Genomic DNA, 18,258 nt, shown 5'->3' with positions numbered 1-18,258 from the left:
CAACAAATGATTGGATATTAGTTTATAAGGAAGAGTTTATTTTGCAAAGAGAAGCTATTCTGAGAGAAAAAGAAATTAAAAAATGGAAAAGTAAAACTAAAATTCAAGATTTAATTAACCAAAAAAATAATTAGCCCAGCTAGTTCAGAGCATCCCGATTGTATCGGGAGGATCGGGGGTTCGAACCCCTCATCGCCCACAAAAAACTAAATCCTACAGAAATGTGTTTTTTTTTGTTTTTATACCTTTCCTATAAATGTTCATTAATCCTGAACTTTAACATCTCTTAACGTTTTTGAATCTGTAAAAAAGAAATAGTTCCTCCATCTTTGCACACTTGAAAACCAACCCTATTTTTAACTTTTAATGAAAAAGAATATATTACCTTTAGCTTTAGGTGGCTTAGGCATTGGAACTACAGAATTTGTAATTATGGGAATCTTACCCGATGTTGCTCAAAGTTTACAAATAAGTATTCCTCAAGCCGGTCATTTAATATCAGCCTATGCACTTGGTGTTGTTGTTGGAGCTCCTGTTTTAGTAGCTATGGCATCTCAACATCCTCCTAAAAAGATTCTAACCTATTTAATGATTCTTTTTACCATATTCAACGGACTTTCAGCTTTTGCTCCTAATTATTGGAGTATGCTTTTTTTACGCTTTTTATCCGGATTACCTCATGGGGCTTTTTTCGGTGTGGGAACTGTAGTTGCAACCCGTTTGGCAGCTCCTGGAAAACAAGCTCAAAGTATTGCTATGATGTTTACTGGCTTAACTATTGCAAATCTAGCTATGGTTCCTTTAGTAACCTATATCGGACACACTTTTAATTGGCGAATAGCTTTTGGAATTGTAGGTATTTTAGGTTTAGTCACTTTGTCTACTTTAAGATTGTGGCTTCCCGATTTACCTAGACTCAGCAGTGGTACCGGACGAGCCGAATTTGCCTTTCTAAAATCCAAACAAGCTTGGCATGTAATGTTGATCACTGCAATTGGATTTGGAGGTTTATTTGCTTGGTTTAGCTATATTACTCCTTTAATGACCGATGTGGCGAATTTTTCAGAAAATAGCACAGCTTATATTATGATTTTGGCGGGCGCCGGAATGGTTTTAGGTAATATTTTAGGTGGTGTAATCGCCGATAAAATGAGTCCGGCTAAAGCTGGAGCTATTTTACTTTTCACCATGACATTGGCATTACTAGTTGTCTTTTATTTTTCAGAATACAAAGCCGTTTCATTACTCATGACTTTTATCTGCGGAGGATTATCCATGTCGGTTTCATCCCCAATCAATATGATGATGTTGTCGTCTGCAAAAAACTCAGAAATGATTGCGGCAGCCTTCATGCAAGCTGCTTTTAATATTGCTAATACTTTAGGTGCTTTCTTTGGCGGACTTCCGTTAGAAAGAGGATTACCATACAACTACCCTTCTCTAATTGGTTCGCTAATGGCTTTCTTAGGTTTTACCCTTTGTTTATTATACATCAAACAATATAGAACAAATAGAGCTTAAAAAAATGCTGTCAAAATTGACAGCATTTTTTTATAATTTTCTTCTTTCCTTTTCTTTTTTTAGTAGACTCAATTCTCTACTGGTTTGTCCGGCTACAGAAGTATTTTCTTCGGCTCTTCTAATTAAATACGGCATAACATCTCGTACAGGACCAAAAGGCAAATACTTGGCAACATTATAGCCGTTTTCAGCTAAATTATAACTGATATTATCGCTCATTCCATACAATTGTCCAAAAAAGATTCGCTTGTCATTTTTAGCTATTTTTTGCTGCTCCATCAATTCCATTAATTTATACGAACTTTCTTCGTTGTGTGTTCCTGCAAAAATAGCCATGTGATCCAAATGCTCTACCATATATAATACAGCAGCATTATAGTTATCATCCGTAGCTTGTTTGCTCACACAAATAGGCGATTTATATCCTTTTTCTTGCGCTCGGTTGTTTTCTTTTTCCATGTATGCACCACGAACCAACTTCATCCCGATGTGGAAACCTTCAATTTTTGCTTCTTCGTGTAATTTTTTAAGATAATCTAATCGATCCCAACGATACATTTGCAACGTATTGTAAACAACCGCTTTTTCTTTGTTGTATTTGCGCATCATTTGAGCTACTAAATCATCGGCAGCATCTTGCATCCAAGTTTCTTCACCATCAACTAAAAGCGCAACATCTAAATCATGAGCTGTTTTACAAACTTTATCAAATCGTTCTACAACTTTATTCCATTCAGCCTTTTCAGTTTCCGTTAACTCTTTACCTTCGCCTATTTTTTCGTAAAGAGCAAAACGTCCGAAACCAGTAGGTTTAAAAACTGCAAAAGGAATTGCCAAACGTTCTTTGGCAAAATAAATGGTTTTTAGTGTAATTTCTAGAGCGGCATCAAACTGAGCTTCTTCTTCTTTTCCTTCTACTGAATAATCCAAAACAGAAGAAACACCTTTGGTGAACATTCTATCAACCACAGTTAAACAATCATTTTCATTAACACCACCACAAAAATGATCAAAAACAGTAGAACGAATTAAACCTTCTACCGGCAAATGTGCTTTCAAAGCAAAATTGGTCACCGCTGTTCCAATTCTTACTAACGGCTCACTTTCAATTAACTTGAATAAAAAGTAAGCTCTTTCTAACTCGGTATCGCTTTTTAAAGCAAAAGCAACTTCCGTGTTGTTGAATATCTTTTCCATTTTAAGAAATCATAAAATTGTAGTGCAAATATACTTCAGTAACCCTATTATTTTAAATAAAAATTACCGTATTTTGTAGAAAAATTAATTTTTATAATGCAAACTATAAAAGCCAACCATTACGAGATCTTTTTTAATGAAAATTGTTATCATTATTTAGCGGAATTGCTAACTCCGGAACGCTATTCTAAGATATTTGTGATCGTTGATGAAAATACATCTCAATATTGTTTACCTGTCTTTTTATCACAGTTAGTTACTGAAATTACTATAGAAATTATTGAATTAGAAGCCGGCGAACAATATAAAAACATTGCTACTTGTTTGGAAGTCTGGCAAGCTATGACTGATTTAGGCGGCGATCGTAAAAGTATCGTTTTAAATCTAGGTGGTGGTGTAGTAACTGATTTGGGAAGTTTTGTGGCTTGTACTTTTAAAAGAGGAATTGATTTTATTAACGTTCCCACTACTCTACTATCAATGGTTGATGCTTCGGTAGGTGGAAAAAACGGTGTGGATTTAGGAAATCTGAAAAACCAGATAGGTATTATTCGCGAACCCAAAGCCGTTTTAATCGATACTGCTTTTTTATCCAGTCTTTCAGCACGTGAAATGCGTTCAGGTTTGGCTGAAATGCTAAAACACGGCTTAATTGCTGACAGAACCTATTGGGATAAATTTAAAAACTTAAAAGACTTAAATACAGAAGATTTAGATAATTTAATTCATCAATCTGTTGAGATAAAAAACAGTGTTGTTTCAGAAGATTTAACAGAAAATGGTATTCGAAAATCTTTAAATTTCGGACACACTTTAGGTCATGCTATTGAAAGTTATTTTCTTGAAAATGAAAATAAAGAGAATCTTTTACATGGTGAAGCTATTGCTTTAGGAATGATCTTAGAAGCTTACTTGTCTATGGCAAAAGGTTATTTGACATCGGAAGAATATCAAGAAATCAAGTACCATTTAAACGATATTTATGAAGCTGTAGATTTCAATGAAAAAGACATTCAAAATATCATTGATTTAATGATTTATGATAAGAAAAATGAGTTTGGAAAAGTACAATTTGCATTATTAGAAAGTATCGGTAAAATTAAAATCAATCAGTTCTGTGATAACGATTTGATTTACAATGCTTTTGAAGATTATCAAAAGTAAACTTTTTTTAATTTTATATTTGCATTTTTTTAGGCAATATTTTTTACTTTTGTCCCAATGAAAGAACTAAAACTAACAAACTTTAGTACTAATCTAGTGAGTACTCCTAAAAGCAAACTTTTAAAGTCTGCTATCAGTTTGTTTTTTGATGCTTTCATCGATTTATTTATGCTTTTAAAAGCATTTCATGAGAAACTTCCTATTTTTTTTGCTAATATTAGAGTTTAAAAAGTAAGCTACCCTTGATTTTTTAATGGACTTATTTTTTTAACCTTTATTAATATTTTTATAGATGAAGACAAGTTATTACGACTTAATTAATCAAACATTTTATTTTCCTCAAGAAGAATTTACTTTAAATAAAGATAATTTACAATTTCACGGCATTGACCTTATGAAATTAGTAGAAGAGTATGGTACACCGTTGAAGTTTACCTATCTTCCTAAAATTTCTAAAAATATCAAGAGAGCTAAAACGTGGTTCCGTAATTCTATGGAAAAATTAGATTACGACGGCAAATATTTTTATTGCTATTGTACTAAGAGCTCTCATTTTAAATTTGTTTTAGACGAAGCTTTAAAAAACAATATTCATATCGAGACTTCTTCAGCTTATGATATCAATATTGTTGAAAAATTGATCGAAGACGGAAAAATCAATAAAAATACATTTGTCGTTTGTAATGGTTTTAAACGAGAACAATATGTTGAAAACATTGCTCGTTTAATTAATAACGGACACAAAAACACCATTCCTGTAATTGATAATTATGAAGAATTAGACCTATTGCAAGAGCAAATTAAAGGTAAATTCAAAATAGGAATTCGTATTGCCGCAGAAGAAGAACCCAAATTTGAATTCTATACGTCACGTTTAGGAATTGGGTACAAAAACATTGTTCCTTTTTACCGTAAACAAATTCAAGACAATAAAAAAGTGGAACTAAAAATGCTTCACTTCTTTATCAATACCGGTATTCGCGATACTGCTTATTATTGGAACGAATTATTAAAATGTATGAAAGTGTACATTGCTTTGAAAAAAGAATGTCCTTCACTTGATAGTTTAAATATTGGTGGTGGTTTCCCAATTAAAAGTTCGTTAGCTTTTGATTACGATTACCAATACATGATTGAAGAAATTTTGAACCAAATTAAAATTGCTTGTGATGAAGCTGAAATTGAAGTTCCAAATATCTATACTGAATTCGGTTCGTTTACCGTTGGTGAATCAGGTGGAGCTATTTACGAAGTTTTGTACCAAAAACAACAAAACGATCGTGAGAACTGGAACATGATCGATTCTTCTTTCATTACAACATTACCGGATACTTGGGCAATTAACAAGCGTTTTGTAATGATGGCTGTTAATCGTTGGAATGATGCTTACGAAAGAGTTCTATTAGGCGGTTTAACTTGTGATAGCGATGATTATTACAACTCAGAGCAGCACATGAATGCGGTTTATTTGCCAAAATATAACAAAGAAAAACCATTATATATAGGATTCTTTAATACAGGCGCTTATCAGGAAACTATTGGCGGTTTTGGTGGTCTACATCACTGTTTAATTCCACAACCTAAACATATTTTAATCGATAGAGACAAAAACGGAATTATTGCTACTGAAATTTTCTCAGAACAGCAAAAAGCCGAAGATGTATTAGAAATTTTAGGATACAATAAAAAATAGTTGGTCAATGTACCAATTAAAAATTAGATATTTACATTAAAAAATAGGAAGCTTTACGCTTAGATTTAAAACAAAAAAAATGAAGGGACCAATTAGTCAATTTGTTGAAAAACATTATTTACATTTTAATGCTGCAGCTTTAGTTGATGCAGCAAAAGGTTATGAAGAACATTTATTAGACAATGGTAAAATGATGGTTACCTTAGCCGGAGCTATGTCTACTGCTGAATTAGGAAAATCATTAGCAGAAATGATTCGTCAAGATAAAATTCATATTATTTCATGTACAGGAGCAAATCTTGAGGAAGACATTATGAATTTGGTAGCACACAACTCATACAAAAGAGTACCTAACTACCGCGATTTATCTCCACAAGAAGAATGGGATTTATTAGAAAATCACTACAATCGTGTAACAGATACTTGTATTCCGGAAGAAGAAGCTTTCCGTCGTTTACAATCTCACTTATACGATATTTGGAACAAAGCAGACAAATCAGGAGAAAGATATTTTCCTCATGAGTTTATGTACCAAATGATCAATTCTGGAGTTTTAGAGCAATATTACGAAATTGACCCTAAAGATTCTTGGATGGTTGCTGCAGCTGAGAAAAACTTACCTATCGTAGTTCCAGGTTGGGAAGACAGTACTATGGGTAACATTTTTGCTTCTTACTGTATTAAGCAAGAATTCAAAGCTACTACTATGAAAAGTGGTGTGGAATATATGATGTGGTTAGCAGATTGGTACCGTGACAACTGTGAAGGTAAAGGAATTGGTTTCTTCCAAATTGGTGGTGGAATTGCCGGAGATTTTCCTATTTGTGTTGTGCCAATGTTATATCAGGATATGGAAATGCATGATGTTCCTTTCTGGGCTTATTTCTGTCAAATTTCAGATTCAACGACCAGTTATGGATCGTATTCAGGAGCTGTACCTAATGAAAAAATTACTTGGGGTAAATTAGATATTACTACTCCAAAATTCATTGTAGAATCAGACGCAACAATTGTAGCCCCATTGATTTTTGCGTACGTTTTAGGTTGGTAATTTTTTTAAAAAAAATACTCGAAAATATTTGATTTTTTCGTTTAGGATATTACATTTGACAAAAAAACAGACAAAAAACAACCCAATGAAAAGAGTAATTGTTGATTACGCAAAATTGACAAATGAAATCTTAACACTACTAGTTGAGAAATTTCCTGACGGATATGATGAAACAGACATCATCCGTTTTAAAAATGCTAAAAATGAGACCATTGAAGCGGTTGAAGTTCGTACAGAAGATACTATTTACTTAGTAAAAGTAAGTACTAAACTAGCTGATAGAATTGAAAATTATGAAGATGATGATTTAGATGAAACAGCAGATGACGATTCATTAGACGCATTGAAAGATTTGGAAATAGCAGACGAATCTGAAGAAGATTAAAACACATAAAAAAGGAGCTTTTTTTAAAAGCTCCTTTTTTATTTATAAATATCGCTCTTTAATTATAGTAATATGATGTTGCTCATGTCCTAAAATGATATAAGCCAAAGCTTTTACAGAAACTAAAAAATTTGAAGCTTTCCCAACTCTACTCAATTGGTCTTCGTTCCAATATTTAAAAAGGTGAATAGTTGCTGTTCTTACCGCTTGATATTCTTCCAATAAACTTTCTAATGTTCTCAAATTCGCTCCAGCGACAGCTGCATAATCGTTTTCTTCAAAACCTGGTAATTCTGTTTGATCATTTCTCGCAATACGCAATGCTCGATACGCAAAAATCCGTTCCGAATCAATTAAGTGTAATAAAATATCTTTTGGAGTCCATTTTCCTTCAGCATACGAAAATTGCTGTTTTTCATCCGGAATATCCTTAAAAAATACAGAAGTAACTCCCATTTGCTTTTCAAATTCATTTATAAAATTTTCAAACTGAGAAGCCTTTTCTACATAGGTTGCATAAAAAGGAGCAAAAACAAAGGCTTTTGAATTCATTTTTTTTCTTTTAAAAAGAAAAATCCCGAAAAAATCGGGATTTTAGAATAATTTACTAATATATAATTCATTTAAACAACTATTATAATTCTTTGAAAATAGTATGCATCAAACGTTTTTTATCGTTGATACTTTCTTCAAGTGAAATCATAGTTTCTGTTCTGTAAACACCTTCAATATCATCGATCATGAAGATTACTTCTTTTGCATGTTTTGTATCTTTTGCTCTTATTTTACAGAAAATATTGAATTTACCTGTTGTAACATGAGCTACAGTTACAAAAGGAATTTCACTAATTCTTTCTAAAACAAATTTAGTTTGAGAAGTATTGTGAAGAAAAACACCTACATAAGCAATAAAAGCGTATCCTAATTTTTCATAGTCTAACGTAAGTGAAGAACCTTGAATAATCCCTGCATCTTCCATTTTTTTAACACGTACGTGAACAGTTCCTGCAGAAATTAATAATTTCTTAGCAATATCTGTAAAAGGAACTCTTGTATTGTCAATCAACATATCCAAAATTTGGTGATCAACTTCATCTAAACGAAACTTACTCATAAAGTGCTTATATTATAATTTATATTTAACGCAATATTAATCATTATTTTTTATTCCATTGCAAAATTTTAACATATTATTTAAATTAAAATCAGCTTTTTGTCCAATTTCAGGGAAATTTATATTTCCATTTGAAAATAATTCACCATCCCCTATAAATTCATAATGACCTTTATTTTCTTGCAAATCCCCTATTTTAGCAATTTTAGCTTCAAAAATTACTACATTATTTTGGAGGATTTCAGAAAACTGTGCCGCAAAGTTAATTATTTTTTCCTGATTATTTTCAATTATTTTAATGTTTTTATAAATAAAATCGAAAAAATAAGAAGAATTTTGAGGAATTGTTAAGTATTTCTCCAATTCGTTATTAACTATAACGTTTTCGTTAATACTATAAATCGCTGAAATTAAAGCAATAAATACAAATTTCCTTACTACATCACGATTATAATCCTCTTTAAAATGTCCGGCTTCAAATAAAATAGTAGGTATTTGACAAGACATTAAGTAGTCTCCAATACAGTTAATATTAAAACTATCATCAAATCGGCCTATCTGATTAGGAATATAGTCTTTTAAACCTTGAAAAATAGCATTAATTACTCTAACTGATTGCATTCTAGCTTCATTATATTCTCTTACATCATTAAATGCAGGCGCCAGAAAAGACATTGTAGCGGGTTTATCATGATCTGTTGTTCCAAAAATAGTTCGCTGATCGTGTAAATTAAAGCAGAAATCAGGTTTTATTTCTTCTACTAACCGTCTAAGCACTTTACTTTCGGGTTGTGTCGTTTCAAAAGCATCCCTATTTAAATCAATTTGATTGGCATTTACGCGAGTATACGCTTCAGCTCCGTCCGGATTTAAGATTGGAATCATATATAAGGTAAAATTCTCCTTAATATATGCACTGAAATGTTCGTCTGTATTCAAATAGTTCAGGAAATCTAAGAGTCCTTTAGTAGTTGTAGATTCGTTTCCGTGCATTTGAGACCACATTAAAATCTTTTTATTTCCATGACCAAAAGTTAATAATGTAATTTCTTTTCCTAAAACAGAATGACCTACAATTTCCTTTTTAAAATCTGATTTTAATCGGTTGATAAAAGGTAAAATCATTTGTGAAGTAACATATCTTCCTTTGATTTCTGAAACTAAATACTGTGTTGCTATATCTAAATAATTCATTCAATTGTTAACTTTTTACAAATGTAAACAAGTTAAGGTTTACATTTGTAAAAAGTTAACAATATCACTTAATTTACATTTGTAATCATCTCTATAGTTGTGTTAATTATACTTAGTGTTCAAAGAGATACATTTGTAAACATTACAAAATATTAAAATTTAAAACTATATAAATCAATTATTTAATAGTATTTAATTAAAGTTTAAATTTAAAATTATTTACGAATAAATCGTAGGTTTTACAATTGTAAACTTGCATTATTAATTAATACTATTTACATTTGTAAAAGATTAATTCAATACCTATTTACAATGGTAAACATAGATGAATTTACAAAAAGATTAGAAAAAATCTTCAACTATTATGGGTTGAGTGCTTCCTCTTTTGCTGATAAAATTGGGGTACAACGCTCAAGTCTTTCTCACCTACTTTCCGGTAGAAATAAGCCTAGTTTAGATTTTGTTTTAAAAGTAATTGAGGTTTTTCCGGAAGTAGACTTGTACTGGATTTTAAATGGACAAGGAACTTTTCCTAAAACCGAAATTCAAGAAGAGAAAAAAATGGAGTCTCCTTCTCCTCTTTCACAACCTGTTAAAAAATGGAATTCAGCTTCTGATGATTTATTTAGTGCATCAGAAAATACAGAAGAGCCGAAAAATGGCGTAAATGAAATTTTTGAAGAAAAAAAATCAAATACGCAAGTTTTGGAAGAGACCTTGATTAATTCCATAAACACTTCTTCTATAGATGCAATTGTTATTTTTTATGCTGATGGGACTTTTATGAGATATACTCAAAAAAAATAAGGCATTAAAAATAATGCCTTACTAACTAAAACCAATTAAAGATGCCCATAAGAAAATCAATTTCTCAATAAATAAATTCCTGAAACCCCTGGCTCTATTCTTGTTTCAATAGGTGTTGCATCTCCGGAGGTCATTGGAAAGCTAAAAGTTAGAACCTTTCCGCCTTCATTAGCTCTCTCTGCAACATAAATTTTATTCGTTTCGTAATCATACGCTACGTCTACCGGATTTCCCAGTGTACTATTCGGACCATAAATTCTTTCTTGGTTACTCATAGCAATTGTTCCCATATTTGCAGTTGATCCAAATACACTAGAAAAATTTTTAATAATGACAAGTCCACCATCAGAATCAGAAGCAGCACTTCCTACATCTGTAAGTATCATAACATTATCTGTTATACAATGTGTTATACCGTGAGTTCTTATTAACCCTTCGATTGTAACTCTTTTGGTAGGAATTAAAGCACCGGATGAATTATTGAAAAAATTACTAAATTGGACAATGTCACTGGTTAAATCTACAATTGCAAACAAATCATTTCCTTCAATATGAATGCCCCAAAGTTTAAAATCAACTGTAAATTCTTTCATTAAAGAAAATCCGGTAGTTGTATGCTGATATACTAATAGTTTATTTGTATTACTATTTGATTCTGCCTGATCTTGAGTAACAATTACTTTATCTCCATAAACTGCTATTTCTCTCGGATTATTAAATTCCACATCAGAAGAAAAAGTAGTGAGTGTCAAACTTTCCATAGTTCCGGCTACAGAAGATTCCAGATTAGTATATTTTTCTAATCTATTATTTGTTCGAGAAGCAATAATTAAATCCATACTGCTTTCGTCTAAATAAATTCCGTCGTTATCGGTTCCATTTAAAGCAAAAGAATAGACTGCTCCATTACTCTCAAGCAAGTCTCGATAAGACAACATTCCGCTGGTATTACTAGTGGTAACCAATCGAGCGTAGCTCATTTCCATGATTGGTTCTTCTGTGTAACTGTCATCATCTGAACATGATACAACAAGGAAAATTAAAGCCGAAAGTGATAAAAATTTTCTCATAAGTAAATTAATTTATAGTTTCTATTTAACTACTTACGAGAAAAATGAAATATTGGTTTTAAAAATTAAAAACTTTTTTCAGGAAATTTTCCTTTTATTCCTCTGAAAAGGTTTTGTAAGAAATCAAAATCGTTATCCTTATCCGAAGTTAGATAATAAGGTTCAAAAATTTTAACTTCTTTATGTTCATAATCAAAAGCCACCGGCATAATGGGAACATTTGCTTTTTGAGCAATATAATAGAATCCGGTTTTCCATTCCGTTACTTTTTTACGTGTTCCTTCGGGAGCAATAGCGAGTCTGAAAACCTCTTTTCTTTCAAATATAGAAGCAATAGCATCTACTTTGTTTTCATTTTTAGCGCGATTAAGAGGCGTTCCTCCCATCCATTTGAAATAATAGCCAAAAGGGAAAACGAAAAGTTCTTTTTTCGCTACAAAGTTCATTTCCAAATCAACTATACCTCGAGTAAAAACACCTAAAAAGAAATCGTTCCAACTAGTGTGCGGAACTACAACGATAACACATTTTTTTACATCGCTTGGAAAAGAACCGGTTATCTTCCAGCCCATTAGTTTAAAGAAGATGAATTTGTATAAAATTTGTTTCATAAACTAATAATTTTACAACAAAAATAGCATTATATTTACGTTACTTGCAATTATCAAACGACAATGCGTAAAATAATTCACTTTTTAGCTGAAAATATGGAAGCAATTTTATCGATTTGTGCTTTAATCGTAGCATATATTACTTATTCTTCTTCAAGGAAACATAATTATCTTTCTGTCAAACCAATCGCTTACATATTGCCAAAAGATTATGAAGATCATGTTTGCGTCATTTTACAAAATAAAGGAACTGGTCCATTAATAACAAAATCAATTAAATTTATCAATGATGAAACAAAAGAAGAAAAAAAGTATTTAATTGATTTTGTTCCAGCCTTAAAACATGGTGAAAAATATAGTAACTTCAGTAAGGCGAATAAGTATATTTTAACTCCAAACGAGGATAAAATTCTATTAGAATATACATTCAGAAAGGATTCTAAATCATTTGAAGAAAATAAACGAATTATTAGAAAAGTTTTAAAAGATATCAGAATTGTAATTACATATACTGGAGTTTACAATGAAACTAAAGACACTTTAGATTTTAAGCTAAAATGGTATGGAAGACATTTTAATAAATAACTGTTGGTAATATTGTCTATAAATTATGGCTAGGTTTGGGCAAGTTTTCCAAATTTTTTCCGAAAATTCAAAATTAAATTTTACATTTGTTATGGTTTGATTTGTAGTTTACGCCACAATTTTATAGACGAGAACCGATAACAAATTTTTACTGATGTTTAAACGCCTTTTAAGTTTTTTATTTCCTGTTACCATCTATCAAAAAAAGTCAGCTTTTAGTAAAAACCTTGAAGTTACGTGGAATAACGGGCAATTGGTTTTAGATTCTCTGAATACGAACTATTCCTATGGAAGCTTACAGCGAATTTTACGTAAAGGTTTAAAATACATTGGTTTTGAACGCATAAAAAACTTTAACTCTATTTTAGTTTTAGGTGTTGCCGGTGGTAGTGTTATTAAAACTTTGGTTGATGAAATTCAATTTAAAGGCAAAATTACCGGTGTTGAAATTGACGAAAACATTATTGAAATTGCTAACGAGTATTTCGGGTTAAAAGAAATTGAAAACTTGGAAATTGTGATTGATGATGCTTTTGAATTTGTTCTAAAAACCAAAGAAAAATACGATTTGATTATCATTGATCTGTTTCAAGATACGCAAATGCCCAACTTTTTATTTCAGGATTTCTTTATTAACAGAATTAACTTTTTACTTAAAGTAAATGGTTTTATCTTATTCAATACTATGGTTTTATCAAAAAATGATTCAGAACGAAATCAAGAATACAGAAATAAATTTAACCAAAATTATTCTGTTCGAATGTATCCGAAAGTAGAAGAACACAACGAACTCTTTACGATTAAAAAACTAGCTTAATTTATTTTTTAATTCAATAATTTCTCGTTCTTCTTCTTGTAAAATCAACTCATAATCTTGAATGATTTCGTGAATAATACCATCTGTTTTTACAGCTAATTCATTTCTAACTTTCATTTTCTTCGAAAAGCTAGCTGCAACCCAAGTCATAATGGATAAAATAATTAAAAATACAGCTGAAATTCTGATTATTAGTTGCCCTTTTTCAAAGGCATTTTGTTGAATCGTTTGATCAATACCTTGTTGCATTTTGGAAACCGTAAAAGATTTATCTTTCTTTTGGATCAAAGCAAATGATTCGTCTAAAGTCTTCTGTGTTTTGTCTTTATACGTTGTTCTAAAATCACTCACTGCTATTTTTTGATATCCCGCTGAATTTACAAAAAACAAATTAGGACTTAGTAAACCAATTAAAGCTACTGCCAATAAAAATATTGCTAAACCTAAAAATATGAAGTTTCTGGAATTATAATAAAATTTCTGAAACGAACGCTTCCATTTTGAAACCGATCGCTCTTTTTCTAAGTCTACTAATAATTGCATTTTGTTCTTTAAAATTTGAACGCGGTCTTGTTTAAAACCAATGGCGTTTTGAATTTCAGAATTTGTCATAATCTTAGCTTAAATCATTTTTCTGGCTTTTTCTAAATCTTCCGGAGTATCGATACCAATGCTTCCGTGTTGGGTTTCCACCATTCGAATTCGTTTTCCGTATTCTAAATAGCGTAATTGTTCTAATTTTTCGGAAGCTTCCAAAGATAACATGGGTAAACGATAAAAATCTAACAAAGCTTCTTTTCTAAACGCATAAATTCCAATGTGCTTCATGTAGCGAACGCCCACATTTTCAGCTCTTGGATACGGAATCACCGAACGTGAAAAGTAAAGTGCAAAACCTTTTTGGTCTACAATTACTTTAACATTATTCGGGTTTTCAATTTCTTCTTTTTCGCCAATTTCAAACATTAACGAAGCCAAATCCACTTTTTTCTCATCATCTTGTTTAAAGATTTCAATGAGTTGTTCCAACGGTTTTTTATCAATAAACGGTTCATCGCCCTGAACATTAACCACCACATCAACAGCCATGTTTTCAACAGCTTCGGCAATTCTATCACTTCCGCTTTCATGTTCTTTCTGGCTCATAATAGCTTTTCCGCCGTTGTTTTGAATTTCGTTAAAAATCAAATCCGAATCGGTTACTACAAAAACATCGTCAAACAATTGTGTTGCCAAAGCAGCTTCATACGTTCTTAAAATAACTGTTTTGCCACCTAAATCTTGCATTAATTTTGCAGGAAAACGTGTGGATGCATATCGCGCCGGAATTACCGCTATTATCTTCATTATATTGTGTTAATTTTCAAAAAAATCGTCTTTAAAACCTATCAAATATACTTTTTCTTTTGCTCTTGTCAAAGCAGTATATAACCATCTAATGTAATCTCGATCAATTCCGTTGGGCAAATAAGGTTGTTCAATAAAAACCGTATTCCATTGACCGCCCTGCGATTTATGGCACGTAATGGCATACGAAAATTTCACTTGAAGTGCATTAAAATGCGGATTGTTCTTCACTTTTAAAAATTTTCGGTATTGAGCCGTTTCTTCTTCGTAATCTTTCATCACCTCATTGTACAATTGGTTAGATTCTTCATACGTCAACGAAGGCGATTCGCTGGTAATGGTATCCAAAAGTAAAACCGTTTCAAAAGGCGCTTGGTTGGGGTAATCGATCATTCTGATGGTAACGGTCGCAAATTTAAATCCGTATAATTCCATAATCGATTTAATGCGAAGTACTTCAATAATATCGCCATTGGCAATAAATCCGGCTTCCGAATTCTCTTTTAGCCAAAAATAATTGTTTTTGACAACCATTAATAAATCGCCCACAGACAATTCGCTTTCTCGATTCAAAATTTTAGCCCGAATTTGTTGGTTGTACTGATTGGCTCTTTTATTGGAACGAACAATAAAGGCAGTTTCTTCTTCTCCATTATTGCGAAACGAATCCATAATGGCATCTAAAATATCGTAACTGTCTTGTAAACGAACGATGTCTTTAAAGCCTTTTAACTGAAATTGGAATTGATCTATAAAATGAGATTGTAGAATTTCTCGTAATTCGGTTGCGTTATACAAAATCCCGGAAGATTCGGCTTGTCGCATCACTTCATCGAGTTCAATATGAACCACTTCTTTATCATAATGAAGCGACATGGTATCTACATTCAACGCCGGACTCACATCTAAATTTACAGGTGGCAACTGCGCTGTATCTCCTATTAATATCAGTTTACAATTGTTACCCGATTCTACATAAAACATTAAATCATCGAGCAACGAACCGTTTTCATAAAGCTTGGTATCTTGTGAAGCATCCGAAATCATAGAAGATTCATCGACAATGAATACCGTATTCTTAAATTTATTTTGCTGCATGGTAAAAGAAACGCCTCCTGACTTGCTTTTCTTTGGGAAATAAATTCTTTTATGAATGGTAAAAGCCGGTTTTTGCGAATAATTAGCAATTACTTTAGCAGCTCTACCAGTTGGCGCCAGCAATATATATTTCTTTTCTACGTTAATTAATTGGTTTACCAAAGTGGAAATTATAGTTGTTTTTCCAGTTCCGGCATAACCTTTGAGGATAAAAATCTGGTTCTTGTTATTGTTGACGATGAATTCGGCTATTTTCTGAAAAAAAATATCTTGCTTAAGCGTAGGTTCAAAAGGAAAATGATTTTTTAAGGTTTTGTAAAAAGAAGCTGAATTCATCATAAAAGTAAAAGGCTTATATATTTTTTCAAAGATACAGATGATTTTTATTAGAATTTCTTTTGAGAAGAAAAAAAAATTGTAGATTTGCGTACCTATTAAACTAAAAATTATATATAAAAATGTTATTACTTCTAGTATTCACAGTTATCACTTTTCTAGTAGCATTTGGCTTGGTTAAAATTATTGATAAATTTTTACCAAGAAACGCTCGTCCAATTGTATCCGTAGCTTTATGGCTTGTTTGTGGTGTTTTAGCTTATTTAATTTATGCTTCAGTAATGAAACCTATTAATTTTGAAAAGGCTAAAAATGAACGTTACGAAATTGCCGTTAAAAAATTATTAGATATCAAAAAAGCACAATTAGGTTACAAATCAATTCATGGAAAATATGCTGACTCTTTTGATGAGTTGGTTCGTTTCATTGATGCTGAAAAATTCCCTATTATTTCAAGAAAAGATACTTCTGTAATTGATGAAGCTAAAAATGCTGCATTCAGAATTACTACTGATGCTACCGGTAAAGGTGGTTTCTTTAAAGATGTTGTGGTAATTGATACTTTAGGATACACTTCTGTAAAAGACTCTTTATTTAAAAATTCAGATCGTTACAAAAGAATGAGCGAAGTAAGAATTGGTGATTTAGTAGTTCCTATTTCTTTAAAGACTGCTGAAGTGGAAAGAAATGATATGAAATTACCTGTTTTTCAAGCTAAAATTGACAAAAACGCTATTTTGGTTGGTTTAGACGAAGAACTAATTGAACAAGAAAATAGAGTGGAATCTATCGAAGAAATTAACGGAGATGAAATTGTTTTAGGTTCATTAGAAGATGTAACCGTAACCGGAAACTGGCCTAAAAAATATGGTAATAACGACTAACGATATTACACAAAAAAATTATAAAAAGTTGTCCATTCAAGTTTCTTTGAGTGGACTTTCTTTTTGTGTTTTTGATTTACTTACTAATAAAATTATCACTTTCAATAGTGTTGAGTTTGCTAAAAACCATGTATTGGAAGAACAACTTTGGAAAGCTTTTACCCAATACCCTATTCTTTCTGAAAAATTTGATGAAATAAAGGTGATTCACGACAATAGCTTGAATACTTTTGTTCCTTTATCTTTATTTGACGAAAATTTTTTAGGAAGTTATTTGCAATACAATGTAAAAGTTTTTGAAACGGATTTATTTGCTTTCGACAAATTAAAAACTGACGACATTTGTAATGTTTATGTTCCGTATGTAAACATTAATAATTTTTTGTTAGATCAATATGAAAGTTTTGATTATGTAAATGCCAATAGTATTTTAGTTGACGAATTATTATCGTATTCTAAAAATACTTTTGATAAACGATTATATGTTCATTTCCAAAAAGATCATTTTGAGATAGTTGCCGTTAAAAGCAATGAATTATTGTTGTTCAATTCTTTTGAATATAAAACTCCCGAAGATTTCATTTACTACACTTTGTTCACGATGGAACAATTGCAATTGAATCCGGAGATTTGTAATGTTTTTGCTTTGGGCGATATTTCAAAAACCGATGATTTTTTCAAAATAGGTTACAAATTTATCCGTAATTTTGAGTTGTTCAATACCAACGAATTAAGTTATAGACTTTTCAAAAGTGAATCAGAGATTCGTCAACATTATATTTTACTACATTCATGAGAATTATTTCCGGAAAATACAAAGGCAGACGTTTAGTAGCTCCTAAAAAACTTCCTGTTCGTCCTACTACTGATATGGCAAAGGAATCGTTGTTCAATATTTTGAATAATTATTTCAATTTCAGTGGTTTAAAGATATTAGAACTTTTTGCCGGAACCGGAAATATCAGCTATGAATTTGCTTCCAGAGGTGCTGCTCCTATTACTTGCGTGGATGCCGATTTTGGCTGCGTTACTTTCATCAGAAAAACTTCGGAAGAATTAGATCTTGATATTACTGCTTTAAAAAATGACGTTTTTAAATATTTAGAACGTTGCAATACTTCTTATGATATTATTTTTGCCGACCCACCGTATGGTTTAACACAAGAGCAATTTGAAAGTATTGTCACTTTAATTTTTGAAAACGAAATTTTAGATGAAGAAGGTATGCTGATTGTCGAACATTCCAAGGATACCAAATTGGATCACATGATGCACTTTGCTTTTTCAAAACATTACGGCGGAACTGTTTTTTCGTTTTTCGAAATTGAGTCGGAAGAAGAAGAAGATGCTGAAGAAGACGAAGATGATCTATAAATAAATTTCC

Annotated in this window: 19 protein-coding genes and 1 pseudogene; 11 read left to right on the top strand and 9 right to left on the bottom strand. The window is 31.4% G+C overall.

Going from position 1 to position 18,258, the window contains the following annotated elements:
• Positions 1-366: 366 nt before the first annotated feature.
• Positions 367-1,521 (top strand): MFS transporter, encoded by a 1,155-nt coding sequence (locus ACUSJC_RS15915; RefSeq protein WP_449270555.1) that lies wholly within the window; start codon positions 367-369, stop codon positions 1,519-1,521.
• 30 nt (positions 1,522-1,551) lie between these two features.
• Here the strand turns inward: ACUSJC_RS15915 and ACUSJC_RS15910 are convergent, their stop codons facing one another.
• The gene (locus ACUSJC_RS15910; protein WP_449270554.1) at positions 1,552-2,718 is read right to left on the bottom strand and encodes a proline dehydrogenase family protein; all 1,167 of its coding nucleotides are present in this window, start codon (positions 2,716-2,718) and stop codon (positions 1,552-1,554) included.
• Between the two features lie 96 nt (positions 2,719-2,814).
• On the opposite strand from ACUSJC_RS15910, the gene aroB reads away from it, so the two are divergent.
• From aroB to ACUSJC_RS15890, 4 genes and pseudogenes are all read left to right on the top strand, one after another.
• Positions 2,815-3,882 (top strand): 3-dehydroquinate synthase, encoded by a 1,068-nt coding sequence (aroB, locus tag ACUSJC_RS15905; protein ID WP_449270553.1) that lies wholly within the window; start codon positions 2,815-2,817, stop codon positions 3,880-3,882.
• Between the two features lie 292 nt (positions 3,883-4,174).
• Entirely contained in the window at positions 4,175-5,575 is a 1,401-nt protein-coding gene (locus tag ACUSJC_RS15900; protein ID WP_449270552.1) for an arginine decarboxylase, read from the top strand.
• Positions 5,576-5,654: 79 nt separating this feature from the next.
• Complete coding sequence (locus tag ACUSJC_RS15895; RefSeq protein ID WP_449270551.1) at positions 5,655-6,626, top strand: deoxyhypusine synthase family protein; 972 nt, start codon at positions 5,655-5,657, stop codon at positions 6,624-6,626.
• 85 nt (positions 6,627-6,711) lie between these two features.
• Positions 6,712-7,008 (top strand): annotated as a pseudogene (locus ACUSJC_RS15890) (hypothetical protein); the annotation flags it as partial.
• Positions 7,009-7,053: 45 nt separating this feature from the next.
• Here the strand turns inward: ACUSJC_RS15890 and ACUSJC_RS15885 are convergent.
• The 3 genes from ACUSJC_RS15885 to ACUSJC_RS15875 all read right to left on the bottom strand — a co-directional run bounded on the left by ACUSJC_RS15885 (position 7,054) and on the right by ACUSJC_RS15875 (position 9,319).
• Positions 7,054-7,563 carry a DinB family protein gene (locus ACUSJC_RS15885; protein ID WP_449270550.1) on the bottom strand — a complete coding sequence of 170 codons (510 nt, stop codon included), beginning with the start codon at positions 7,561-7,563 and terminating at the stop codon, positions 7,054-7,056.
• Between the two features lie 82 nt (positions 7,564-7,645).
• Positions 7,646-8,125 (bottom strand): Lrp/AsnC family transcriptional regulator, encoded by a 480-nt coding sequence (locus ACUSJC_RS15880; protein ID WP_449270549.1) that lies wholly within the window; start codon positions 8,123-8,125, stop codon positions 7,646-7,648.
• 36 nt (positions 8,126-8,161) lie between these two features.
• Positions 8,162-9,319 carry a M14 family metallopeptidase gene (locus ACUSJC_RS15875; RefSeq protein ID WP_449270548.1) on the bottom strand — a complete coding sequence of 386 codons (1,158 nt, stop codon included), beginning with the start codon at positions 9,317-9,319 and terminating at the stop codon, positions 8,162-8,164.
• A 312-nt stretch (positions 9,320-9,631) separates the two neighbouring features.
• On the opposite strand from ACUSJC_RS15875, the gene ACUSJC_RS15870 reads away from it, so the two are divergent.
• On the top strand, positions 9,632-10,126 hold the full coding sequence (locus ACUSJC_RS15870; protein WP_449270547.1) for a helix-turn-helix domain-containing protein: 495 nt from the start codon (positions 9,632-9,634) through the stop codon (positions 10,124-10,126).
• 56 nt (positions 10,127-10,182) lie between these two features.
• On the opposite strand, the gene ACUSJC_RS15865 is transcribed toward ACUSJC_RS15870, so the two are convergent.
• Positions 10,183-11,196 carry a hypothetical protein gene (locus ACUSJC_RS15865; protein WP_449270546.1) on the bottom strand — a complete coding sequence of 338 codons (1,014 nt, stop codon included), beginning with the start codon at positions 11,194-11,196 and terminating at the stop codon, positions 10,183-10,185.
• A 65-nt stretch (positions 11,197-11,261) separates the two neighbouring features.
• Complete coding sequence (locus ACUSJC_RS15860) at positions 11,262-11,807, bottom strand: 1-acyl-sn-glycerol-3-phosphate acyltransferase (protein ID WP_449270545.1); 546 nt, start codon at positions 11,805-11,807, stop codon at positions 11,262-11,264.
• A gap of 96 nt (positions 11,808-11,903) precedes the next feature.
• On the opposite strand from ACUSJC_RS15860, the gene ACUSJC_RS15855 reads away from it, so the two are divergent.
• The gene (locus ACUSJC_RS15855) at positions 11,904-12,392 is read left to right on the top strand and encodes a hypothetical protein (protein ID WP_449270544.1); all 489 of its coding nucleotides are present in this window, start codon (positions 11,904-11,906) and stop codon (positions 12,390-12,392) included.
• A 154-nt stretch (positions 12,393-12,546) separates the two neighbouring features.
• The gene (locus ACUSJC_RS15850; RefSeq protein ID WP_449270543.1) at positions 12,547-13,209 is read left to right on the top strand and encodes a spermidine synthase; all 663 of its coding nucleotides are present in this window, start codon (positions 12,547-12,549) and stop codon (positions 13,207-13,209) included.
• Here ACUSJC_RS15850 and ACUSJC_RS15845 read toward each other — a convergent pair.
• The 3 genes from ACUSJC_RS15845 to ACUSJC_RS15835 are packed head-to-tail and all read right to left on the bottom strand — an operon-like array spanning position 13,201 to position 15,990.
• Positions 13,201-13,821 carry a hypothetical protein gene (locus ACUSJC_RS15845; RefSeq protein ID WP_449270542.1) on the bottom strand — a complete coding sequence of 207 codons (621 nt, stop codon included), beginning with the start codon at positions 13,819-13,821 and terminating at the stop codon, positions 13,201-13,203. The genes ACUSJC_RS15850 and ACUSJC_RS15845 overlap by 9 nt on opposite strands.
• A gap of 9 nt (positions 13,822-13,830) precedes the next feature.
• Positions 13,831-14,556, bottom strand: a complete 726-nt coding sequence (gene kdsB / locus ACUSJC_RS15840) for a 3-deoxy-manno-octulosonate cytidylyltransferase (protein ID WP_449270541.1) — start codon at positions 14,554-14,556, stop codon at positions 13,831-13,833.
• 9 nt (positions 14,557-14,565) lie between these two features.
• Positions 14,566-15,990, bottom strand: coding sequence for an ATP-dependent DNA helicase (locus tag ACUSJC_RS15835; RefSeq protein ID WP_449270556.1), 1,425 nt, complete (start codon positions 15,988-15,990; stop codon positions 14,566-14,568).
• 122 nt (positions 15,991-16,112) lie between these two features.
• Between ACUSJC_RS15835 and ACUSJC_RS15830 the strand changes: the two genes are divergently transcribed.
• From ACUSJC_RS15830 to rsmD, 3 genes are read left to right on the top strand one after another with little or no spacing between them, the layout of a single operon-like run.
• Positions 16,113-16,874 (top strand): hypothetical protein, encoded by a 762-nt coding sequence (locus ACUSJC_RS15830; RefSeq protein WP_449270540.1) that lies wholly within the window; start codon positions 16,113-16,115, stop codon positions 16,872-16,874.
• Positions 16,858-17,670, top strand: coding sequence for a DUF3822 family protein (locus tag ACUSJC_RS15825; protein ID WP_449270539.1), 813 nt, complete (start codon positions 16,858-16,860; stop codon positions 17,668-17,670). The genes ACUSJC_RS15830 and ACUSJC_RS15825 overlap by 17 nt, the downstream gene beginning before the upstream one ends.
• A complete protein-coding gene (gene rsmD, locus ACUSJC_RS15820; RefSeq protein WP_449270538.1) occupies positions 17,667-18,248 on the top strand; it encodes a 16S rRNA (guanine(966)-N(2))-methyltransferase RsmD in 582 nt (193 codons plus the stop codon). Before ACUSJC_RS15825 ends, rsmD begins: the two co-directional genes overlap by 4 nt.
• The last annotated feature ends 10 nt before the right edge of the window (positions 18,249-18,258 follow it).

Source organism: Flavobacterium sp. U410 (assembly GCF_053570605.1).
The sequence above is the reverse complement of the archived record's forward strand: the minus strand, read 5'-3'. Positions and strand labels throughout refer to the sequence as shown.